The 22,197-nt window shown below is 35.8% G+C and carries 21 protein-coding genes and 2 pseudogenes; 2 read left to right on the forward strand and 21 right to left on the reverse strand.

The features are described from left to right. Positions 1-10 precede the first annotated feature (10 nt). The 5 genes from ACSU6B_RS21245 to ACSU6B_RS21265 all read right to left on the reverse strand — a co-directional run bounded on the left by ACSU6B_RS21245 (position 11) and on the right by ACSU6B_RS21265 (position 4,378). Positions 11-949, reverse strand: a complete 939-nt coding sequence (locus tag ACSU6B_RS21245) for a ring-cleaving dioxygenase (RefSeq protein WP_410888328.1) — start codon at positions 947-949, stop codon at positions 11-13. 125 nt (positions 950-1,074) lie between these two features. Beyond that, positions 1,075-1,473 carry a DoxX family protein gene (locus tag ACSU6B_RS21250; RefSeq protein ID WP_410888330.1) on the reverse strand — a complete coding sequence of 133 codons (399 nt, stop codon included), beginning with the start codon at positions 1,471-1,473 and terminating at the stop codon, positions 1,075-1,077. A 61-nt stretch (positions 1,474-1,534) separates the two neighbouring features. Next, a complete protein-coding gene (locus tag ACSU6B_RS21255; protein ID WP_410888332.1) occupies positions 1,535-1,957 on the reverse strand; it encodes a MarR family winged helix-turn-helix transcriptional regulator in 423 nt (140 codons plus the stop codon). Positions 1,958-2,195: 238 nt separating this feature from the next. Next, positions 2,196-2,459, reverse strand: a complete 264-nt coding sequence (locus ACSU6B_RS21260) for a hypothetical protein (RefSeq protein ID WP_410888334.1) — start codon at positions 2,457-2,459, stop codon at positions 2,196-2,198. 1,181 nt (positions 2,460-3,640) lie between these two features. Continuing rightward, positions 3,641-4,378: an SDR family NAD(P)-dependent oxidoreductase gene (locus ACSU6B_RS21265; RefSeq protein WP_088087428.1), complete on the reverse strand. Its 738-nt coding sequence runs from the start codon at positions 4,376-4,378 to the stop codon at positions 3,641-3,643. A 200-nt stretch (positions 4,379-4,578) separates the two neighbouring features. Here ACSU6B_RS21265 and ACSU6B_RS21270 point away from each other — a divergent pair, with 200 nt between their 5' ends. Beyond that, positions 4,579-5,181: a TetR/AcrR family transcriptional regulator gene (locus tag ACSU6B_RS21270; RefSeq protein WP_088087427.1), complete on the forward strand. Its 603-nt coding sequence runs from the start codon at positions 4,579-4,581 to the stop codon at positions 5,179-5,181. A gap of 384 nt (positions 5,182-5,565) precedes the next feature. Here the strand turns inward: ACSU6B_RS21270 and ACSU6B_RS21275 are convergent, their stop codons facing one another. The 10 genes and pseudogenes from ACSU6B_RS21275 to ACSU6B_RS21320 form a co-directional block, all read right to left on the reverse strand. After that, positions 5,566-6,000, reverse strand: a complete 435-nt coding sequence (locus ACSU6B_RS21275; RefSeq protein ID WP_410888336.1) for a hypothetical protein — start codon at positions 5,998-6,000, stop codon at positions 5,566-5,568. Positions 6,001-7,284: 1,284 nt separating this feature from the next. Then, on the reverse strand, positions 7,285-7,818 hold the full coding sequence (locus ACSU6B_RS21280) for an SDR family oxidoreductase (RefSeq protein ID WP_410888338.1): 534 nt from the start codon (positions 7,816-7,818) through the stop codon (positions 7,285-7,287). After that, the gene (locus ACSU6B_RS21285; protein WP_410888340.1) at positions 7,785-8,117 is read right to left on the reverse strand and encodes an SDR family NAD(P)-dependent oxidoreductase; all 333 of its coding nucleotides are present in this window, start codon (positions 8,115-8,117) and stop codon (positions 7,785-7,787) included. The genes ACSU6B_RS21280 and ACSU6B_RS21285 overlap by 34 nt, the downstream gene beginning before the upstream one ends. 169 nt (positions 8,118-8,286) lie before the next feature. Continuing rightward, the gene (locus ACSU6B_RS21290; protein WP_410888342.1) at positions 8,287-8,877 is read right to left on the reverse strand and encodes an SDR family oxidoreductase; all 591 of its coding nucleotides are present in this window, start codon (positions 8,875-8,877) and stop codon (positions 8,287-8,289) included. 101 nt (positions 8,878-8,978) lie between these two features. Further along, positions 8,979-10,117 (reverse strand): annotated as a pseudogene (locus ACSU6B_RS21295) (multidrug effflux MFS transporter). Between the two features lie 95 nt (positions 10,118-10,212). Next, positions 10,213-10,662, reverse strand: coding sequence for a nuclear transport factor 2 family protein (locus ACSU6B_RS21300; protein WP_410888344.1), 450 nt, complete (start codon positions 10,660-10,662; stop codon positions 10,213-10,215). A 25-nt stretch (positions 10,663-10,687) separates the two neighbouring features. Continuing rightward, positions 10,688-11,155, reverse strand: a complete 468-nt coding sequence (locus ACSU6B_RS21305) for a nuclear transport factor 2 family protein (RefSeq protein WP_410888346.1) — start codon at positions 11,153-11,155, stop codon at positions 10,688-10,690. 55 nt (positions 11,156-11,210) lie between these two features. Then, positions 11,211-11,456 (reverse strand): hypothetical protein, encoded by a 246-nt coding sequence (locus tag ACSU6B_RS21310; protein ID WP_410888348.1) that lies wholly within the window; start codon positions 11,454-11,456, stop codon positions 11,211-11,213. A gap of 51 nt (positions 11,457-11,507) precedes the next feature. After that, entirely contained in the window at positions 11,508-11,774 is a 267-nt protein-coding gene (locus ACSU6B_RS21315; RefSeq protein ID WP_410888350.1) for an SDR family NAD(P)-dependent oxidoreductase, read from the reverse strand. A 15-nt stretch (positions 11,775-11,789) separates the two neighbouring features. Further along, positions 11,790-12,641 carry an aldo/keto reductase gene (locus ACSU6B_RS21320; RefSeq protein WP_410888352.1) on the reverse strand — a complete coding sequence of 284 codons (852 nt, stop codon included), beginning with the start codon at positions 12,639-12,641 and terminating at the stop codon, positions 11,790-11,792. Positions 12,642-12,802: 161 nt separating this feature from the next. Here ACSU6B_RS21320 and ACSU6B_RS21325 point away from each other — a divergent pair, with 161 nt between their 5' ends. Beyond that, complete coding sequence (locus ACSU6B_RS21325; RefSeq protein WP_410888354.1) at positions 12,803-13,348, forward strand: TetR/AcrR family transcriptional regulator; 546 nt, start codon at positions 12,803-12,805, stop codon at positions 13,346-13,348. Between the two features lie 231 nt (positions 13,349-13,579). On the opposite strand, the pseudogene ACSU6B_RS21330 reads toward ACSU6B_RS21325, so the two are convergent. The 6 genes and pseudogenes from ACSU6B_RS21330 to pfkB form a co-directional block, all read right to left on the reverse strand. After that, positions 13,580-13,912, reverse strand: a pseudogene (locus tag ACSU6B_RS21330) (LD-carboxypeptidase); the annotation flags it as partial. A gap of 209 nt (positions 13,913-14,121) precedes the next feature. After that, positions 14,122-15,699, reverse strand: a complete 1,578-nt coding sequence (locus ACSU6B_RS21335) for a glutamate synthase-related protein (protein WP_410888356.1) — start codon at positions 15,697-15,699, stop codon at positions 14,122-14,124. Positions 15,700-16,822: 1,123 nt separating this feature from the next. After that, positions 16,823-18,277 carry an NADP-dependent glyceraldehyde-3-phosphate dehydrogenase gene (locus tag ACSU6B_RS21340; RefSeq protein ID WP_410888358.1) on the reverse strand — a complete coding sequence of 485 codons (1,455 nt, stop codon included), beginning with the start codon at positions 18,275-18,277 and terminating at the stop codon, positions 16,823-16,825. A gap of 228 nt (positions 18,278-18,505) precedes the next feature. After that, positions 18,506-18,772, reverse strand: coding sequence for a phosphocarrier protein HPr (locus tag ACSU6B_RS21345; RefSeq protein WP_168243898.1), 267 nt, complete (start codon positions 18,770-18,772; stop codon positions 18,506-18,508). A gap of 213 nt (positions 18,773-18,985) precedes the next feature. Next, positions 18,986-20,890, reverse strand: a complete 1,905-nt coding sequence (locus ACSU6B_RS21350) for a PTS fructose transporter subunit IIABC (RefSeq protein WP_410888360.1) — start codon at positions 20,888-20,890, stop codon at positions 18,986-18,988. After that, positions 20,887-21,822 carry a 1-phosphofructokinase gene (gene pfkB, locus ACSU6B_RS21355; protein WP_410888393.1) on the reverse strand — a complete coding sequence of 312 codons (936 nt, stop codon included), beginning with the start codon at positions 21,820-21,822 and terminating at the stop codon, positions 20,887-20,889. Before pfkB ends, ACSU6B_RS21350 begins: the two co-directional genes overlap by 4 nt. Positions 21,823-22,197: the final 375 nt, after the last annotated feature.

The following is a 22,197-nucleotide window of genomic DNA, read 5'->3' on the forward strand; positions in this document are numbered from 1 at the left end:
TTTCATATAATCAGTCTAGTTCTCTTACTTGAAACGGTAGTAATGCTCGTTCAATTTGTGCTCTATTAGGCTCATATTGTTCTGGTAGCTTCAATGTTTCACCCATTGTTTCAAGTGATTCATCATGTGCGAACCCTGGAGGATCAGTTGCAATTTCAAAAAGTATTTCTCCATGCTCTCTAAAGTAAATCGCATTAAAGTAGTTTCTATCCTGAACAGGAGTAACACCATAACCTTTTGATGCAACAAATCTTTGCCAATCTAATTGGTCTTGATCATCAATTGCTCTCCATGCAATGTGGTGAACAGTTCCTACACCCATTTGCCCACGTCCAATAGGAGTTAATTTTAGGTCGATAATATTACCAATATCAGCAGTAGAACGATAACGAGCGAAATCTCCTTCTTTGCCGACTAATTCTAGTCCCATTACTTTTTCTAACAATTCACCTGTTTTGTTTGGCTGTGTCGATAATAAAGTAGCCCCTCCGAATCCTTTTATAGCAACATCTGGTGTTACATCTCCAAAGGTCCAATTATTGACTTCTCCTTCTTCTCTTTCAACAATTTCCAAGTGAAGACCATGTGAATCATCAAATTCCAAATATTCTTCTCCAAAACGCTCCATCTTTGTGTAAGTAACGTTGAACTTTTTAAGTCTCTCTTCCCAAAATACCATTGCACCTTTCGGAACTACATAAGAAGTAACGCCTACTTGACCGTCTCCAATGATTCCTTGACGAGCTCCTGCCCATGGAAAGAATGTTATGATTGTTCCAGGCTTACCACCCTCATTACCAAAATAAAGGTGATAGGTACCCGGATCATCAAAATTGACTGTTTGCTTAACTAATCGTAAACCCAATACTCCTGCATAAAAATCAACATTTTCTTGCGGATGACCAACAATTGCCGTGATATGATGGATACCCATTGTTTTCTTACTCATTTTTTAACACTCCTTTTTAATGTACAGCTTATAAAGAAAATTTTTTAACTTATTTTGTTCCAACTTTGATTATTCAAGCCTTGTAAAATTTAGTTTTAATTTAAGAATCTCTAATTTGAGATATATTAGAATAAAAATGCATCTAAAGCTAATTGACCAGGACCTATTAAGGCAATACCAATAACAACCGCAATCAATGTCAGGTTATATTCATATCCATTAGCTGTTGCCCATAATCCATTTGGAGCATGCACTTTTATGATAGCCATTACCATGGTTCCTGCGATCAAAACTGTTGCAAGTGGGGTTAAAAGTCCTAATGCAAACAAAATTCCCCCAATAAGTTCTGCTAATCCTGCAAAAAGAGCCATGGTTACTCCGGGTTTCATGCCAATGGATTCAAACCAACCTCCTGTACCTTTTAAACCATAACCACCAAACCAACCAAACAATTTTTGAGCACCGTGACCCACAAATAGTAAACCAATTACCAAACGAATGATTAATAATCCAATATTTATCATATTAAATCCCCCTAAATATTATTTATCTCGAATTCGAGATAATGTATTAAAAAAAGAAAGGTTAAACTTTATTCTTTACTTTTTTCAAAAGCCGCACCAATGTCTCTGCCTCATCAGAATCTAATGAGTCAAACATTTGATTAACAAACTTATGATATTTCGGCATGATGTCGTTCATCCATTCGTTTCCATCATCAGTTAATGTCACATGTATCACCCGGCGATCATCTGGACAGGCATTTCGTCTTAATAAACCTCTTTGTTCTAGCTTATCTATAACATAGGTCATCGAACCACTTGAGACCAATATGCAACTTCCAATTTGTTGAATTGTTTGCTTCCCTTTTTGATATAGTACCTCTAAAGCAGAAAATTCCGTAATTCCAAGATTGTTTTTTGTCATTTCTTCCTTTATTCGATCATGAATTGTTTTAGATGTTTGCATTAATATCAGAAAGGGCAGATTATTGCATTTCCTCTCCATTATTTTCACCTCCCAAATAAATCTCGAATTAAGTTATCTTGAATCTGAGATAATAATATAACTTATTTTTTATCTTGTCAATATCCTTTTTTATTTTAGGTTAGATATAAATTTTGTTTTTTCTTGTTGAACTAAACTGCCAGATAGTTTAAGTACAACATTTCACAATCTTTCAAGTGAAAAAAAGGCGACCCTTCTTCATGAAGTATCGCTACCAGTAGTTGAATAAGAAAAGGAATTAGAAATATAGAAAGTATGCAAAAATAATGAATATTATAATAGAGGTAATTACTTTAATCCTCTTTACTTTTTTACTTATTCCAGCTTTTTGTTCTAAGTAGTTGGTGTAACTAATTGTTAATAGAAAGCCCAAAAATGTAATTATATATCCTTCAAAATCTTCATTTATTAATTGATACCTCAAAGCCCCTAACCCAACAAGGATTATCCCAATCGTACCTAAACCTACATTAAAATATATTACTCTTTTATCTTTGTTCAAGTTTCCTTTCACCCTTCCATAAATAAATTAATAAATCCTTTTCCACTACTGCTCCGTAAGTTTATGTACAAATCTTCACAATCTAAATTTTCCGGTTGTTTTTGTGAATTTCATTTTTTGGAGGAATCCTTTTTAATCTTATATCTGAAATATATGGTTACGACAATTGAAATTATTGCACCAATAATCAAAAATATTATTTTTTGTAGCAGCAAACCGAATGCTAAAGATAGTATAAGAATAATAAATCTTATCAACTTTTCGGCTTTTTGAATGTCCATAAACTTTATCCCCGTTCTTTTTATAAGTTGATGAATAATAGTATAAACCAGCTATCACCATTTTTTAACACAAAATGTGCCATTCCTTCTTCCACTAAACTGCCCCGTTAGCCATTCATGAAGCGCAAAAATCGGCGCTTCACCACAGAGAATGAAAATGGTTAGGAAGTGTCAATACTGATACTGACCTTAATCCAGTCAACCCTAATCCATAGACTTATTAATTATCGCTCTCCTCTTTTTTTTAACGATTGAGCAGGGTCTTCTGTCATTTTTCTAATCTTAAAGAAACTTATTTTCATGGTAGTGGAACAAGCAAAAAAGGGATGCCGCAGCATCTCCTTCTTAAGCTCAAGCTACCCTATAGTTTAAGTAGAAACCTTCACAATCTCTTATACATTTTAACATAATCCAATCCCTTAAATGTATTGTTCTAGAATCTAACTCATTACAAAAAGACGCCTTCATATTAAAGAATAGCGCCCGATTGTTGAAGATTATTGCTTAAACCTTTTTCAAGATAAGCACCCGATTGAGGAATATTTTCTAAGAATCCACCCGTCTTTTTATATTAAATACCAAATCTCTTTTGTAGTGATATGAAAAAGTTTTACTTTTTATCTTCCACCTTCAAAAAATGTCTTCATTTGCGTTAGTCATGTGTCTATCGACTTTAGATGAGTTTTTTATTTTTTCTTGCTCCTGGTGTAGAACTCCATCACGGTTTGCGGGGAATGCAAATTCCGTATCAATACTAGCTCTTGTTCTTCTTTACAATATCAGTGTTACTCCTCCTTATCACTTTGATTTTCACCTTAACTATGAACCCTGTACGAAAAGCCCACCACCGATTAAGGTGATGAGCAAGATGAAACGAGATTCTTTTTTTTACATATACAATTATTGAGCTGTATAGCCACCATCAACAGTTAAGCTATTCCCAGTCATGAATGAGGAATCGTCACTTGCCATGAATAGTACAGCTTTTGCCATTTCTTCTGCTTGGCCAAGACGCTTCATCGGAGTCATCGCAGCTAATGCTTGTTTACTTTCTTCTGGAATAATTGGGGTATCAATGAAACCAGGACATAATGAATTAATACGAATATTTTGTTCTGCATATTCAAGTGCAAGTGAACGTGTTAAGTTAATCACGCCGCCTTTTGCTGCGTTATAGGCTGCTGAACCAGGTGAACCAACCCAGCCGTACATAGATGCTGTATTCACTATTGTACCGCCGCCCGTTTTTAACATTTCACGGATTGCTTCCCGTGCTACTAAGAATACACCATCTAAATCAACATTTACGGTGTTCCGCCACTCAGAGTACTCTAAATCATGTGAAGAATGAACACGACCGATACCTGCATTGTTGAACACAACATCCACTTTACCAAAAGCTTCAACTGCTTGTTTAAAGACACCGGCTACATCTTCTTCACTAGTAATATTTGCTTTTACAAATAGAGCTTCGGCATTTAGAGATTTCAATTCTTCTTCAAATGCTTTCCCTTTTTCTTCATTTAAATCAACAAGAACCACTTTGGCTCCTTCCGATACGAATAAACGTGCTGTTGCTGCACCGATACCGGATGCTCCACCAGTAATCACGGCTACTTTATCTTGTAATTTTCCCATAATCGATTCCTCCCGTATAATAAATTCAAGCTAATATCACACCTTAGCCAGAAAAGATACATAAATCTAACTTTTGTGCTATTTTGTTCACAATTTAATTGTACTATTTTGTTCATATTTAACAACCATTAAGATATCATTAAGTGTCTAATGAGTAGACACTTAGAACTACACTGTCTATTTTCGGGAGGATTCTTTTGATGAATGATCAACAAAGCATGACATCGCAACGTAGAAATCGTACAAAAGAACATTTAAAGTTAGCACTAATCGAACTTATAAAGGAGAAAGGTTACCATTCTGTTTCAATAAAAGACATTGTAAGCTATGCTGCTTATAATCGTAGTACCTTTTATGTTCATTACCAAGATAAAATTGAACTTGCTAAAGATTTACTCGACTCCATGCTTCAAGGGTTAGAAGATTCAGTAGGAAAACCCTATGTACCTGGACATAAAGTATATTCAGCAAAGCTAAATGCACCTTCCTTTAATATTATTTCCTACATATATGGACACCGAAATTTTTTTGAGCTGATTAAATACGAAGACACATTACCAGAATTACATACTAGATTCCCTCAAACCATCTTAAAAATTTATCAAGAACAGTTTATATTTGAAACGATCAACAACATCCCAGTCAACATGGATTATTTTAAACGTTATACAGCCTATGGCTTTTACGGACTGCTTCTGAATTGGATTACAAATGATTTCAAAGAAACCCAAGATGAATTTATCCAAGAAGTGATTGAGCTAACGAAAACGCATATTTACTCTTTTGAGTATATTAGAGAATAACATATCTATCGCACCAATCACTCATTCATAGAAAAAATCTTCAGTGCTTCCTCCCAGCTAAAAAGCCCATTACCGATTAGGCTAATGAGCTTTTTTCTTGGATATATATATTTTTTTATATAAAAACCTCACATTTACTTATGATACGGTTGCCCACTATTAATGCGAAACTAAATCCTCAACAATATGGCCCGATTGCTGATCAAAGATCAAACAGGACTCTTCCACTAAACTACTCCTTTAGTTGAACAAGAAAAAAGCCTTACTCTTTATTGAAGTAAAGCACCAGTTACTTTAAGTACAATACTTCACAATCTTAACATAGCCAATAAAAAAGGTGACCCACATATTAAATATTACTAATGTAAATTGCGGAAGAAAGGGCTATTTGGTTTCTACTAACTTTCCGCTCTTTGATTGGTAAAGTTTTAATGAATATCCTTCTTCTGAATGAGGATAATATTCAACTTTACAACAATAGTCTCCTTCCTGAGCTTTATAATAATCATTAGTACCGAACCTAATACTATGTTTTCCAAAATTAGCCTCTAAACGTGCACCTCTCCCAGAATATATATCAATTTCACATTTCCCTTCATATTTTTTTGTATGATGAAATAATACATCTGGTAAATCTCGAACAAACATTGCGAATATACAAATGGATAACAACAGAATAAATAAGGCTGACAATGTTTCCTTTAAGGGTATTTGATCTATTTTTCCGTTTTTCTTCTTTTTATAAATAAACCAAAGATAAACTGCCGTTAAAATTATAAAAATTACAGACAAAATTAACATAAAAAAATACTCTACCATTAATTTTCTCCTTCCTCTCGAAATAAATTGAACATAAAATATTACCAGAATGATCCTTAATATTCATCTTAATAACTTTTCTCTTATTCAGCTAACCTGCTTCTTTAGTACAATAACCAAAAATGACTATAACTTAGACGTATGAAGAAGCCTCTATCAACTCCCTTATTCTTCAACGAGTTATTATTATCTTTACTTCACAATAGGGGTAAAACTTAAAAAAACGTTTACATAAAATTCATCAGAACTTAAAAAATTGCTTTTATAATATAATTATTAAGCCATAACTGTAGTTCTAGAGGAAGCAATATCCGCTGATCAAATTAGAGATTAACTTTTTTATTGGATTATCATAATCAAAATAGAAGGAGAAATTTTTTTGCTGTGGTTAGATAGTATCTTACTTATGTGGGTAAATAGAATTTTACTTATTGGTACCGTTTTTTCGTTTGTTTTAGCGGTCATTATATTTAAAAAGTCATCTGACCTTGATTTGCCGTTTATTTCTTTTATTATAGGTATTGGCTTTATCAGCACTTTTATTATAGTTAATTACAGATAAGATGAATAAAATTAACGAATATTTTTTGATTGCGTGTAAATAAAAAAAACCTCGTCATCTCCCAAGTGATTGGCGGGTTTCTTTGTGTTTTAATATACGAGTACCCTTATTTAACTAACGCACCCGTTAGTTGAAGAAGAGAGATGTACTAAAGGCTTTTTAATATACTGGAAATAATTGTTATTATGACAAATACAAGATAGTATAATGACAACTTTTTAGCTTTCTGATTATATTCCTCTTTAAGCACTTTTCTCTTTTTCATTTCTTTATTGAAGTACATATACACCTTAATGGTTTCATACAAGCCCAAAACAAGAAAAATAAAAAACAACAAAAAACTAATTAGTTTTAATATAGTTATTAACCCCATTGTGGTTTCTCCTTAATCCGACAATAACTTTAAAATAATTATAAATTATTATTGGGAAATTCGTATATATTTCTTCAACTAACCTGCCTCTTTAGTTTAAGTGAAATTCTTCACAACTATAGCTAACATTTCAATTTACCAAAAAAACCCTCACAGCACTAGTAAATCGTTCCGTTATGAGTTTTATATCATATAAATTTCAATGGAATCCGCGTGTGGACTGACAACAGTTTTGAAACGCCATTTTTCTGAGTTATAAAGTTTTTACATCTAAAAATACAAAATGATTAACTAAGCATCAAAAAAATACTGCCTCATTTCTAATTGAGACAGCATTTTGAGATTCCTTTCATTGTTCTGCTGGTTTAAGTGGTCCGTAAAAATAAGCAGCAGTCGCTCCACCGTCAATTAAGAAATCAGACCCGGTGATGAAAGCTCCCTGTGGCATCATCAGCAGCTCAGCCACATTTGCAACCTCATCGGCTGTTCCTGGTCGTCCGGCAGGGCACTTTGCAAACATATTCTTATAGAACTCTCCTCTTGGACCATTGAATTCGTCTATTGCCAATGGCGTTACGATAATTCCTGGAGAAATGGAATTGATACGGGCGTTTTTTTCTCCCCAACGTATAGATTCGAACATAACCCGTTTCACATTGCAACGTTTCGCCATTTGATAAGCGTGCAACGTGTCCTTGATGTTTTCTGGTCGAATGACTTCTAAACTAAGGAGTTCTTCAGTTGGTGTCGTTGCCAGCTGTTCGTCAATTTCAATCCCCAATTGAGGCATTCTATGTCCAGACTGACTGGAAATTGTTACACCAACGCCTCCAGGAGCTATGACCTTACCTACTTCCTCCAGCAATACTGCGGTTCCATACAAATCCACCCCAAAATCATTTCAATAGGTGCCTGACTAGGTGACACACCGGCTGCATTGATAAGAGTAGTGATTTCGCCGTATTTCTGACCTTCTGCAATCAATTTTAAAATAGATTCTCTGGAAGAAATGTCCGTTTCGACAGGCACCACATCAAATCCGGCTTCTTCCATAATTTTTGCAATAGCCTTGGCATTTTCTAGGTTCTTATCACCAACAATAATTTTCATACCAAAGCCGATTCTTCTTGCTATCGCCATGCCGATTTGTCCAGCTCCGGTCCAAAGAATAACTTCTTTCATTGTATATCCTCCTTACATTTACATAGGCTCATCTACTTTTAATGTTTTTCAACAGACCGCTTCTTTAGTGTCTGTTAGACCTCCAATTTTAGTACGTATGTTTGCAAACCATTACTAAATCAGCCGTTTTCCTATAAGAAAACGGCTATTGATAGTCGGATTTCATATTTTATGAATTGGGTTTGCTTACCCCTAAGCTGTGTCGAACTTCCAATCCAGGCGTTAGTGTTAATTTAACAATTAGGTCTGCAAGACTTTTTCGGGATATATCATGACCTTTAAATGGTTCGCCTTTCTGAGTTATCTCATAATCAATTTCATCTTTATTGGTAAACCATCCGGGTCTTAGAATCGTATAATCGAGTTCTGAGGCTTCAATTATTTCAGCCGAGTTTCGATAAGGGTCTAATAAACTACTATACCTCTGACCTGGAACTTCGTCATAAATTCCCATTGAACTGATCCAAATTATACGCTTTACCCCAGCTGCATTCATTACTTCTACAATGTTTTTTGCCATCCGCTCAAGAGAGCCAGCTAAATTGGCATAAACAACATCTTGCCCAACCATGGCTTCTTTTAGTTTTTCAAAGTCCAGAACATCTCCTTCGATTACCTTTACACGACGCGGATCCATATTTTTTATTCTGGATGAATTGCGCAAATAAAGAGTTAATTGTACATCAGTTTCTTTTAAGAATAAATCAATGGCAACACGAGCTATTGACCCGTTTGCTCCAAGAATTAAAACATTGGTCAAATTCAAAACTCCTTTTCATAATATTGTAAGTAATCATCAAGCTGCCCAATATAATAATTGGGCAGCATCAATTCATTTGCATCGAACAATTAATATCTGAATTAATCTAAGTTGATTTCTTCAGAAACAGACGCAGTTTTAGGGTTTTTAATTAGGACTAAATTGAAGAAAACAGCCAACAAACTGGTTGCAAAAATAATCACTCCTAATGGAATAGCAGAATATTCACCCTCCATACCAACAAGCGGAGAAGTTATGGAGCCTAATAAAAAGGGTAGAATGCCTAACAATGCAGAGGCACTACCTGCTATGTGCCCTTGTGATTCTATTGCTAAAGTAAATGATATAGGTCCAACAATACCCAGTGCTACATTGGATAAGAAAAGTGAAATAACGAGTGCAGCTAACGGTCCATGAGAAAGAACGACAATAAGTACCGCAATACTTGAAATAAAAGAAGATAACAATCCAATCAGAAAAATCTTATGTGGAGTTGTTCTTTCCGCTAATCTTTTTACTACTTGAGCTCCTAGCATTAAACTAATTCCATTCAAAGCAAATAGAATTGAAAACATTTGAGGAGATACACCATAAATGTTTTGGTAAATAAAAGGGCTTCCTGAAATGTAAGCAAAACAGCCTCCAAATAAAACACCGGATCAAGACCGTACCCCATAAATTTTCTATTTTGAAGCAAGGTTTTATAGTTATTTAATAATTCTTTAAAATCACTTGAGACACGATTCTCTGTTGGTAATGTTTCTTTCACTTTCCAAACTGTCATGATGGTCAAGTAAATTCCAACAATCCCCGTAAAGGCAAATACTCCTACCCATGAAGTGAAAGAAATGACCGCACTTCCTGCAAGTGGAGAAAGTAATGGGGTAACACTTGTAATCGTCGTAAGAAGTGCAAAAAACTTTGTTAATTCAACACCATCATACATATCACGAATAATAGCACGAGCTATAACAAGTCCAGCAGAAGCTGAAAATCCTTGTATAAAACGCAAAACAATAAATACTTCCACATTGGGTGAAATGGTACAACCGACAGAAGAAATGAAAAACAGAATCATTGAAAATAACAAAGGCTTTCGTCTGCCGTGAACATCACTTAAAGGACCTATTATGATCTGACCTAAGCTTAATCCTAAAAGAGCAGACGTTAAGCTCGCTTGAACCATGGATGCGTTTGTGTCAAAAAAACTCATAATTTCGGGAAATGATGAAAGATACATATCAACTGTAAATGGTCCTAACGCACAAAAGACTGCTAATAAAAGTGCAAATTGAACCTGATGTTTATTCGTATTCACTTATTTACAACTCCTTTTCAATTACTTGTTGCTATAGAATTAACTGGATACCAATTGTCTCCGCTTTTGTCAAAATGCATTTCCGTTTTCATACTCCAAGTGTTTCTAAATCCATAAATTCTAGCATCAATTTTTGTATCACAAATGAGAATAGCGGTATTACCATCTATTGTGATTGTTGTTTTTTGCGGCATAGTTTTGAAGTATTTCATTTCTTCATTTTCTATTTGTTCAAGCCATTCTTGTTTACTCTGCCGGTAACCAGTCATGTGTATTGATACAAAATCCTCACCAAGGATATTGTTCAATGTTTCAATATCTTTATTAACCATTGCATCATTAATCCGATTAAAAACTGCTAGGATTTTTTGTTTGTTTTCACTCATTTTTGTACTTGCAACCTCCTTTTGAACATCATCCAACCTATAAAACCATAAATGGGTCAATCCATTAATTGGATAACCCATCTTGGAATTTACTCAAAATAAGCAATTATTGATTTAATTCTTTTCTATCATTCCAAACAAAATTTGATGTTCTTTTAGCGATCAACCATTTTCCGTTTTCATAAACATACCCATCTTTATAAGATACTGCCGATGTATTGTTTATCTTTTTTCCATTTTCATTACTAATAAGGTCTACCCGACAATAGAGAGTTCCTTCAGCTTTATCCCCGTTTATCGACACCACATGTTGACCATTGATGTGATAAACCGTTTCAAAATTTGCCAAGAAACCTTCAAAAGCATTTCCTATATCTTGGGTCCCTTTGAAACTTGAAGTTAACTCACCGTTTACATATGAATCCACAGTCGCATCTTTTGTAAAAAGCTCTGTTTGTTTCCAAACTTCTTTCTTATCTGCCAGTATGGAAAAATTATCAACAAGTTCTCTAAGAGCTCTTACGTTCTCTAATTCGTTAATTCTTTCTTCCAATGATTTGTGATTTTGTGTCATTTTTCTTCCTCCTAATTTTCTTCATGACAATTTATTGTGTAATTATCAAGGTACTTTATTTATTCAAAATTGGTGTTGTCAGAAATTTCACGCCAAGCATCGTATTCGTAAATACGTGCATTATAAAACTGTTCGACAGCCCAACCATGCCCTTACCAACTAATAGGCGAAAAGGAGGATTGGAATCATTCACTGCTCTCATCAGTGCCTTAGCAAGTTTTACTGGTTCACCCGGCTCTTTACCGTAGGACGAAACGTACATATTGTTGAGTTTCATTGTCCCGAATATATTGGTTTCCATCTGTTGTCGAATCAATTCTTCAGACGTTTCTTCAAAATATCCTAGTTGACCTTAACCCGCGTTGTTGACCAATACATCAATACGACCGAACTTCTCCAAGGCATCGTTAACAGCAGATTGCACTTGTTCTTCACTCGTAATATCAAGGTTTGTTATTAACAAATTTGGAGAGTCGCCAAGAGTTTCTCTCATTCCTCCTGTTTTTCGCGCAGTCGCAACCACTTTATAACCATTATCCAAAGCTTCCTTAGCGATTGCAGCACCCAGCCCTTTGTTAGCTCCGGTTATAAACCATACTTGATTTTTTCTGTTTGTCATATTATCCCGCCCATATTAAATATTAAATTTAATGTTGTTTAACATCTTTACTCGTTCAACATCGCCAACACTATGGAATAAGCTTTTTTTCGTTTCTAATGAAGCAATCATATTCATATCCTCTTCGCTCAATTCAAAATCAAAGATATTGAAGTTTTCGATGATTCTTTCTTTACGTACAGACTTTGGAATGGCAACAACTCCTCTTTGTGTCAACCATCTCAAGATGACTTGCGCTACGGATTTGTTGTATTTTTTGGCAACTGATAGTAATACTTCATTTTGGAAGATGTTATTTTTGCCTTCGGCAAGAGGTCCCCAAGATTCTATCTGGACATTATTTTCTTTCATAAATTCAGCGCTTTCCGTTTGTTGAAAGAAAGGATGAACTTCCACCTGATTTACTGCAGGTACGACTTTATTATTCACCATGAGATCTAACAGTCGGTCTGGCTGAAAGTTGCTGACTCCAATTGCCCTGATTTTTCCTTGCGCGTAAAATTCCTCCATCGCACGCCAAGATCCATAAACATCACCATACGGCTGATGGATTAAATACAGATCCAAATAATCGAGTTGAAGTCTTTGCAATGATTTTTCAAATGCCTTCTTGGTACTTTCATAGCCTGCATCCTGAATCCAGAGTTTTGTCGTAACAAAAATCTCTTCTCTCGGTACACCACTTCGTTTAATGGCTCTGCCGACAGCTTCTTCATTTTGATAAGCAGCAGCTGTATCAATCAGGCGATAGCCCTCCATTAGAGCGTCGTAGACGCATTGTTCACATTCTTTTGCATCGTTAATTTGGAAAACACCAAATCCAAGTATAGGTATCTCAACACCGTTGTTTAGAATTACTTTTTGCATATATATTCCTCCCAAAGCTCTTTTAAATTCATATTGATGGTTTATTACTCACATGTGTATAATATAATAAAAAAAGAATGAACCCTATGACCAATTTCATGCATTTCGTGCATTAATACACACATTAAAAGAAATTGTGAATTATTCCGGAGGACATATTTATGACAAAAGTGGATAGAAGAGTTCTTAAATCACAAGAAGCAATTAAAAAAGCATTTATTGAACTACTGAATGAAAAAGGTTTTGATAAAATGACCATACAGGATATTTCCGACCTGGCAAATGTTAATAGAAGGACTGTTTATCTTCATTACTTAGATAAATTTGATCTTTTGGATAAACTGATTGAAGAACATATTAACAACCTAAAAGAAATGTTCGTTTCATTGTCTGAAACAGATATCAATACTGCAGGACAGATCATTTTTGAATATTTCCAAAGTAATTATTTATTCTTTTCAACTATGATGGTCGGCGGTGGAGCCCCGTATTTTCGATCTCGATACCTTGAGTTTTCCGTTGAGTTGTTGAAAGATGAAGTTGATACATCGGAAGGAAAAAATAAAGGATTAAATAAAGATATCATTCTTCGATTTGTTGCAGCAGCTTACGTTGAAATAGTGGAATGGTGGCTAAAGGAAGGAATGCCTCACCCACCTCGTGTTATGGCAGAACAGTTGGGAGAATTAGTAGAGAGAATATTATAATTACTACAAAAAAACAATTAAAGTGGGGAAGTTCAACAGCCAGATATGAACATGGCTGTTTTTTTCGCAATAATAAATAATCATTCAATAGAATAGGCACTTAATTAACTTAAGAAAGAATACTTTTTTTCTTAATATTGTGAAGAAATACACTTAAATTAAACTGCCCGTTACCACCAGAAGCGACTGCTCTTGTTTAGCAATCGCCCCGGGTAGCTTAACAATAGTTATTTAATATCTAGCACAATTATATTTAAAAGTTTGTAACACAGTACCTTGACCATTATCTGATTCAACTTCAGCGTATGCTCCATTTATGAAAGTAATTTGCGGTGGAACATGACCGCAATCAATATCGTATAAAATAGGAATTTGAAGCTCTTCTGAAAGCTCTTTATAAATATCCTCAGCTGTATATTTTTGAACAGGCGTATTAGCTAAACTTCTACCAAACATAATGCCATTACAATTCTCAAACCACCCAGCTAATTTCATTTGTACGAGGGACCTACGCAGGTCAGTAGTTGATAACTCGCAATTTTCGAGAAACCAAATGACAGAATCTCCTTCAATATAATTCTAAATTCATGGACATCCTTCTATCTGTAGGGGAACAAAAATAGCTTTGAAATACTTATCTTGCAGGTCCTCTTGGAGGTATCCAAATATTTTTGTCACCTTTTGATAAACCTCTATTGTTTTTCCATCAACAGATAATATAAATACAGGGTTAACTCATCCCGTTCATTTTCTTTTAAACTATAAAGTTCTTTTTATAATTCATCCGAAGAATCAGGAATTGGAAACAGTTCTGATAACCTTTTTATTTTTCCATCGACATCTTTAAATACAATGTGATCACGAGTGAATTTACGGGGGCTATCAATGCCACAAGCCGCAGCTAAGGCAAACAAACCTTGACGTACATTAATGATGTAGTTCATGACTCTCCATTTCTTTTCCTTTAGCACAAGTGCTTCTTGATATTTTGGATCGGTGGTCGTTACGCCCGTAGGGCATTTACCAGTATGGCATTGAAGAGCCATTATACAGCCGTTAGCAATCATAAATCCTCGCGCAGAGTTCACGGCATCTGCACCGATCGCAAGGGCAATAGCAATTTTATCGGCTGAAATTAACTTTCCTGAAGCAAAAATTTTCAGCTTATTTCGTAGACCAAACTGATAGGCCTTATCAACAACCGCAATTAAAGCAGGATATAAAGGAAGCCCCATTGTATCTGCCATTGATTTGTAAGTGGCGCCTGTTCCACCTTCTCCGCCATCAACCGTAATAAAGTCCGGATAAATCCTAAGATTATTCATGGCCTCGAAAAATTTATCCAAGCTGGATGGATATCCAACGACAATTTTGATTCCGACAGGTTTTCCACCTTCATCTTGCAGCATTTTGATAAACTGCAATGTTTCGAGCACATTATGCAAAAATGGAAAGCGATTTGGTGAATTAATGGTTTTCCCCACTGGAACTTTACGAATGTTTGCTACCTTCGTTGTAACCTTTGACCCCTCCAGATGTCCGCCACGGATTTTTGCTCCTTGACCGAATTTAAGCTCAAATGCTTTTATATTCGGCTCCTGGGCTTTAAACTTAAATTCATCAATAGAAAAATTCCCCTCTTCATCGCGAAAACCAAATAAACCAGGGCCAATTTGAGCGACCACATCTACACCACTTTCTAAATGCTCTGGTGCAACTCCGCCCTCCCCCGTATTAATCCATGAACCGCCTGCCAAACGGCTGCCATGACCTGTTGAAAGTATATAGTTTTCGCCGACTGCTCCGTAAGATGTGGCAGAGGCACCAAATGGACCGCGAAGTCTCCATGGAAATTTCCGATCACCGCCAACGATTATGGCATCTTCCTCATGGTAAAGCCAACGTGTTGTTTGGTCCTTTTCAAGCTGTTCGTGACGAGTAAACAATCCTTCATGATCAATTTTATATTTCATGGAATGGACTTTTCCTTGATTGTCAACCCTTAATTCTTCATTTAATAGGGGAAACAAACCATTCGCAATATAATAACCAGGCTTATCAAAGTCACGTTTGGAACCGAAGCTTAAAAGGTCACTTCGATATTTGGCAGAAAAAACAATCCCTAAAAAATCTGTTCGTGAAAATGGTTTGCCACTATTGTCATCATCAAACCAATATTGCCTGAATTCCGGGCCAATCTTTTCTAACAAGTAGCGCATCCATCCCAAATAAGGGTGTGCTCTGATAATCGAATGCTGTGGTTTCTTTGCTAAAAAATTTAACCACAAAAGCAAGGCAATCGGTCCTACAATAAACACAATCAATAGAAAGATAAAAATAGTCCATACCATCAAACAATCCCTCCTTTTCTAACTAATATTGAGACAAGATCCGCAATTCTGATGCTGGGCGGTTATTTTTTCATTACTAATATGTTTATTTAAAACTATCCTTTATGTTGCCTGATATTTATCTCAGATTGTATTTTCTCAAGCTAGAGATAATTAGCAAGATATTTTACTCGAAGATTTCTTTTTACTGTCCTACTGGCATTTCTTGGACTTAAAGTTCCATCAATACTGAGTGATGAGCATTCTTCTGCACCACAAAATATCGTATGTATCAAGAAAAATAGTCACTTTTAATTCTTTTACTTCTGCTCAAGATTATTTCCACTCTCTTTTAGCCCATTTTAATTGTTAATAATTTGTTCCACTCATACGAAAAACGACCGCAAGCTCTTAATCAAGCTCGTGGTCGTTTTCGGTTGTCCTTTATTGATCGATGCTTCATAAATTTTGTGGATGGATTTGGACAGCATCGATCGACTTTCAGGAAAGGCACAATGCCTTTCTTCTCCCATAGATAATCAGAGGGCGTCGAGTTAGGAGGCCTATGTTCAATTCAATGCGACCTGCCTTTTGTTTGTCTTCATAATATCAGTGTCATTATAAATACGAAAAAAAAAGATTTGATATACCTGAAAATGACATTTCAAATATTCCTTTTCCGCTTATCATAATTCAAGCCATGTTGCGATAAGAAATGGCCTATTGCAGTATTACTTGGACTAGTGTATTAAATACATTGCAGAATAAATTATAACAATTATACATTTGATATTTTGTTTTTTTATAAAAATTTGTACCACCCTTTTAAGTAGTAAGGTATGAAATTAGGTATACTAATTACGAACTAACTACAAAAAAACACAATAAGAGAATCCTACTTCTAAGGTGTGGCTAGTTCTACAATGTAATGAGAAGTCCATGACTAACTAAACTAAAATTAATTGTGTTAAAATTGCCTTTATAAATGATTGGGATGGCCTTGGTTGTCTGTGTCTTGTTTTTCTTCAGAACTTCGTTACCCTAAGTGAAATTATGTCAAGGCTTCAGTATCTTTAAAAGGAAATGTAACAAAGAGGGGACTAATTGGGACCCCTCTTTTGAGAGAATAAAATTACTTTTGAGATTACTCAGCAAGGTTTAATACAGTTACTTTTTCACGCGTCATCGATTCAATACTCTTACGGATACCTTGCGCTCCCATACCAGATCCTTTTACACCAATAAATGGGAAATGATCCGGGCCGCGTTCGGTACGTCCGTTTATTTGAACTGAGCCTGTTTCAATTTTATTCGCAATCGCAAATGCTTTATTAATATCTTTGGTAAAGACACTTGCCTGTAAACCAAATTCAGATTCATTCGCAATATTGATCGCTTCTTCATCAGAGGATACACGGATTATTGGCAGCACAGGTCCGAACGGTTCCTCCCAAGCTACGGCCATGCCTTCTGTCACATAATCAAGAAGAGTAGGGTAAATTAAATTGCGTTCACGCTTATTTCCTGTTACAAGAGTTGCACCTTTTTCAATGGCATCCTCAATTAATCCTTGAACAAAGTCAGCGGATTGATCATCAATTAACGGGACAACTGTGTTGCCTTCTTCCGGAGAACCTACAGCTAATTTTTCGATTTCTTCTTTTAAAATGGATACTATCTCGTCTGCTACACTTTCATGCACTAATACACGTTTAATAGCTGTGCAACGTTGACCGGAATAAGAAAACGCACCGCTGATAATATGTTTCGCCGCCTCGTGTAAATCAGCGTCTTCACGCACAATACCAGGGTCTTTCCCGCCAAGCTCAAGTACAAGTGGAATCATTCCTGCTTTTTTCGCTAAACTAATACCAGTATTTGTCCCGCCTGTAAAGGAGATCATATTAATACCTTTATGCTCAACTAAGTAATCACCAATGACAGAACCACGACCTGTCACGATATTGACAAGACCTTTTTGAAAGTTTGCTTTGTGAAGAGCCTCAATCATTTTAATACCACTAATAGCTCCTTGTGTAGCTGGTTTAAAGATAACTGCATTACCTGAAATGAGTGCCGGTGCTAATTTAGCAGCAGCTAAATTTACGGGATAGTTAAACGGAGGGATTGCTAGTATTACTCCTAGTGGAACACGTTCAACAATAGCAATCTTAGATTTAGATCCGCCTGGGAAGCTATCTCCCTTCATACTTTCACCATGCATATGCATTGCTTCTTCGACCGTATAACGAATGAAATCCGCAGTACGTACGACTTCATTCTTTGCATCTTTCAAACTTTTTCCTACTTCTTTCATAATGATTTCAGCAATTTCATCTTGCATGTTCACTAATTCATCTGCCCATTTATACAAAAACTTTGCTCGTTTTTGAAGGGAAGTTTCTGCCCAAATTTTTTGTGCCTCATGAGCAAAATTAATTGCCTTATCTATCTCTTCTATCGTAACCGCCTGTACTTTTCCAATAACTTCATAAAGATAAGGTGAAGTGATTTTAATAGTTTCACCAGACTTACTTTCTCTCCACTCCCCATTTATATAAAAATTGTAAGCTTTTAAAGATAATACGTTTATCGACATAATAAATCCTCCTTTAAGTAGGTGAATACCAATATGATTGAATAGGTATAATTTTCAGACTCTTATTATAAAAAAAACATAATAGTATTATTAAAAAACAGATTTCATCATTAAATATCGTCCAATTCACATTTATTACAAAGCTCTTTCATCCATAAAAATCATTAACATAAACTTTGGAATCATCCTCTATTTTTGTTGCTTATTCAATTTTCAATGTGCAAGTCATTAATCAATTAATTTATGGTTTTTTAATGTCTCAGTTAATTCCGATAACACATCATTCTCATCTGAGCCAGAAGCAGAAATTTTTATTTGGGCACCTTTAACGACACCTAATGACAAAACTCCCAAAATTGACTCTAAGTTTACCCGTCTCCCTTTATACTCAAGGTTTACATCCGATTTAAATTTAGTTGCAGCTTGAACTAGAACAGTTGCTGGACGTGCGTGAATCCCCGCTTCATCAATTATTGTAAAAATTTGCTCAGTCATTTAATACTCCCCCTATATTGTAAAAACTTAACTAGGTTTATTGGCTTTCTTTTTGTATCTAGGAACAATATTTCCAACTGTAAAACCATATTCCTCATGCCATTGGTCTACACAAACAGATCTCCAAAATATGAAATAACTATTGATCATACATAACTACAAGACGCCCAAGTTTTAAATGCCTTACTGTCAAAGGACCAGTCAATCCTCACTTTATGCGGCCCTTTCACCTTCAATATTGTTTTCTATTTTGATAGGTTTCAAGAAACCAACTATGAGCGCAGTTACAATTGATCCAATTAAAATGGCCAATGCATAAAGAAATGGATTACCTATGACAATTGGAATGACAAACACTCCACCGTGCGGGGCAGGCAAGCCAATTTTAAATAACATTGTTAAGGCACCCGCTATCGCTGAACCGATTACACATGCTGGAATGACACGGGCTGGGTCTGCTACCGCAAATGGTATCGCACCTTCAGTAATAAAGGATAACCCCATAATATAGCTCGTTTTTCCTGCTTCACGTTCTTGTTCTGTAAATTTGTTACGAAAAAATGTCGTTGCAAACGCAAGGCCTAATGGTGAAACCATACCACCCGCCATAATTGCTGCATGGGGAGCATAGTTACCTGCATCAATCATCGCAATTCCGAATGTGAGTGCTGCTTTATTAATTGGTCCTCCCATATCGATCGCCATCATCCCACCAAGAATTAAACCTAAAAATAACAAATTTGTTGACCCTAATCCTTGTAACCATGTTGTTAATCCATCATTAAACGCTTTTACAGGATTAATAATGATATACATCATGATAAGACTTGTCAGTAATACACCAAATAACGGGTATAATAAAACTGGCTTAATACCATCTAATGAGTGCGGCAGACGAATAAGCGCTTTTTTTAAGCCAACGACAATATATCCTCCAAGAAAACCAGCAATTATACCTCCTAAAAATCCTGCCCCGCCCAATGATGCCATTAAACCGCCTACCATACCAGCAACAAAACCAGGGCGATCCGCAATACTCATAGCAATAAAACCAGCTAATACAGGAATCATTAACGAAAATACATATTTACTTCCAATAGTCTTTAAGGTCGCGGCAATTGGATTATAAGATGGGGAGTTTGGATCTGACGCATGGACCCCAAAAATAAATGAAATGGCAATTAAAATCCCACCAGCAACAACGAATGGCAGCATGTTGGATACACCGTTCATTAAATGTTTATAAAAGCCGCGGCGTTCTGTTGAGTCTGTTTTTACTTCCTCTCTCGATGCGGAACCACCGCCAACTTTATAAACAGGTGCATCTTGTTTCAATGCCTGTTCAATTAGTTCTTGAGGGCGGCGAATCCCATGTGCTACCGGTACTTGAATGACATGTTTACCCTTGAAACGGTCTATTTCTACTTGTTTATCTGCTGCAACGATAATCGCGACTGCGCTTTCAATTTCTTCTGCTGTTAACTTTCCCTTTATTCCGCTGGAACCATTTGTTTCAACCTTCAAGTTGACATTCATTTCTTTTGCTTTTGCTTTTAAACTATCAGCTGCCATGTATGTATGGGCGATTCCTGTAGGACAAGCAGTAACAGCAAGGATGAGATTCTCGTTGCTATCTTCCACAACTTCATCCTCTTCTTCCCCTTCACGCTCCTTTGCATCAATCGCCTTAAGGACAAAATCAATGGAATCTGCTTTAAGCAACACTTGACGGAAATCTGCATCCATCAATAACATTGATAAACGAGAAAGTGTCTCTAAGTGGGTATTATTTGCCCCGTCACTAGCAGCAATCATAAAGAATAAACGTGCTGGCTGACCGTCAAGTGATTCATAATCAATTCCGTTAACTGCACGCCCAAATGCAATTGCTGGTGTTTTGACTGCACTTGTTTTCGCATGTGGTATTGCAATTCCTTCACCAATTCCAGTTGTACTTTGAGATTCCCGTTTTAAAATCGCTTCCTTATAATTTTCACGGCTTTCTAAACGGCCTGCGGCTTCTAGCTTTCCTACAAGTTCTTCAATTACATCAACTTTTGAGGTACTCTGCAAATCAAGGATAATCGTATCTTTTTTTAATAAGTCTGTAATTTTCATGCTAGAACTACTCCCAATCTAATTTTTTTGATTTCAACCTTCGGAATAAGACGCTCCACATCTTCCTGCGTACATAGCTCTAATGAGAACGCAGTCGCACTTCCAGTAGCAACACCCGTTCGAAACGCTTCCACAACATCCCCTTTTTGTAAATAATCCGCTAGATAACCAGCCACAAGTGAGTCCCCGGCACCAACTGAATTTTTTACGGTTCCTTTTGGAACAGATGCTTGATAGATCGCTTCCTTCGTAATCAGGAGCGCCCCTTTTCCAGCCATAGAAATGGCCACATTTTCAGCACCTAATTCAAGCAATCTTTGACCGTAAGGAATCGCCTCTTCTGGTGTCTTAATCGTAACGTCAAACAACTCACCGAGTTCATGATGATTCGGTTTAATGAAAAAAGGCCCTTGTTCAACGATATCAAGAAGTACTTTGCCGCTTGCATCCACCACCACTTTTGCCCCTTGCTTTTTTGCGATTTTTGTAAGCTTTGAATAAAAATCACTAGGCAGCGAGCTTGGAATGCTTCCAGCTAGTACAAGAACATCGTCATTTTGTAAGCTTTCTACTTGTTTGATAAGCTGCCTGACTTGGTCATTGCTAACCTCAGGGCCTTGCCCGTTAATCTCTGTTTCTGTTTCATCTGTTTTCAATTTGATATTAATACGGGAATCACCATTTACATGAATAAAATTTGTGGAAATGCCCTCTTCATTTAAAAATTCTTCGACATATGAACCTGTAAATCCACCAATAAACCCAAGGGCTTTACTTTCAACTCCCGCACGTTTTAAAACCCGGGAAACGTTAATACCTTTCCCACCTGGATATTTTACATCTAATGACATTCGATTTAATTCACCTAATTGAAAATCTTGTACATGTACGACGTAATCGACAGATGGATTTAATGTGCACGTATAAATCATCATTTCACAACCTTCATTATTGTTTTTCTTATTGAGTCATTTTAGAAAATTTCAGTAGCTAAGAAATGACCTTAAAAGTGACGGTGTTTGAAATCAATCTCATACCTTTAAAATTTGTTATATATAGGTATTGCCCTTTTTCGTTGAATGTTTTTGATTGTTTTTGATTGTTTTTAAAGTATTTTTCTAGATATTAACTATCCTAATTTCACATATGTATTCATAAACAAATGTCTTCAACGCCTAAATCTCGATAACAATAGATTCATCAAGTATCTGTTTTTTTTAAAATTCCCTATGTTTGCACAGTTTTTAGACCCTAAAAACAGCATCTCCCTTTTAAAGCTTTCCATTAAACTTATTCTTCCAGAGAAA

The sequence above is a fragment of the Neobacillus sp. C211 genome, assembly GCF_051842875.1.
Lineage (GTDB): Bacteria > Bacillota > Bacilli > Bacillales > Cytobacillaceae > Neobacillus.

What these genes read in the sequence shown, in the direction of transcription:
- ACSU6B_RS21270 (WP_088087427.1), top strand. Translation starts at nt 4,579, where the DNA reads ATGAATGATCAACAAAGCATGACATCGCAACGTAGAAATCGTACAAAA.
- ACSU6B_RS21335 (WP_410888356.1), bottom strand. Translation starts at nt 15,699, where the DNA reads ATGGTATGGACTATTTTTATCTTTCTATTGATTGTGTTTATTGTAGGA.
- ACSU6B_RS21285 (WP_410888340.1), bottom strand. Translation starts at nt 8,117, where the DNA reads ATGAAAGAAGTTATTCTTTGGACCGGAGCTGGACAAATCGGCATGGCG.
- ACSU6B_RS21345 (WP_168243898.1), bottom strand. Translation starts at nt 18,772, where the DNA reads ATGACTGAGCAAATTTTTACAATAATTGATGAAGCGGGGATTCACGCA.
- ACSU6B_RS21350 (WP_410888360.1), bottom strand. Translation starts at nt 20,890, where the DNA reads ATGAAAATTACAGACTTATTAAAAAAAGATACGATTATCCTTGATTTG.
- ACSU6B_RS21250 (WP_410888330.1), bottom strand. Translation starts at nt 1,473, where the DNA reads ATGATAAATATTGGATTATTAATCATTCGTTTGGTAATTGGTTTACTA.
- ACSU6B_RS21300 (WP_410888344.1), bottom strand. Translation starts at nt 10,662, where the DNA reads ATGGGTTATCCAATTAATGGATTGACCCATTTATGGTTTTATAGGTTG.
- ACSU6B_RS21340 (WP_410888358.1), bottom strand. Translation starts at nt 18,277, where the DNA reads ATGTCGATAAACGTATTATCTTTAAAAGCTTACAATTTTTATATAAAT.
- ACSU6B_RS21310 (WP_410888348.1), bottom strand. Translation starts at nt 11,456, where the DNA reads ATGGAAACCAATATATTCGGGACAATGAAACTCAACAATATGTACGTT.
- ACSU6B_RS21265 (WP_088087428.1), bottom strand. Translation starts at nt 4,378, where the DNA reads ATGGGAAAATTACAAGATAAAGTAGCCGTGATTACTGGTGGAGCATCC.
- ACSU6B_RS21255 (WP_410888332.1), bottom strand. Translation starts at nt 1,957, where the DNA reads ATGGAGAGGAAATGCAATAATCTGCCCTTTCTGATATTAATGCAAACA.
- ACSU6B_RS21245 (WP_410888328.1), bottom strand. Translation starts at nt 949, where the DNA reads ATGAGTAAGAAAACAATGGGTATCCATCATATCACGGCAATTGTTGGT.
- ACSU6B_RS21325 (WP_410888354.1), top strand. Translation starts at nt 12,803, where the DNA reads ATGACAAAAGTGGATAGAAGAGTTCTTAAATCACAAGAAGCAATTAAA.
- ACSU6B_RS21320 (WP_410888352.1), bottom strand. Translation starts at nt 12,641, where the DNA reads ATGCAAAAAGTAATTCTAAACAACGGTGTTGAGATACCTATACTTGGA.
- ACSU6B_RS21315 (WP_410888350.1), bottom strand. Translation starts at nt 11,774, where the DNA reads ATGACAAACAGAAAAAATCAAGTATGGTTTATAACCGGAGCTAACAAA.
- ACSU6B_RS21305 (WP_410888346.1), bottom strand. Translation starts at nt 11,155, where the DNA reads ATGACACAAAATCACAAATCATTGGAAGAAAGAATTAACGAATTAGAG.
- pfkB (WP_410888393.1), bottom strand. Translation starts at nt 21,822, where the DNA reads ATGATTTATACGTGCACATTAAATCCATCTGTCGATTACGTCGTACAT.
- ACSU6B_RS21275 (WP_410888336.1), bottom strand. Translation starts at nt 6,000, where the DNA reads ATGGTAGAGTATTTTTTTATGTTAATTTTGTCTGTAATTTTTATAATT.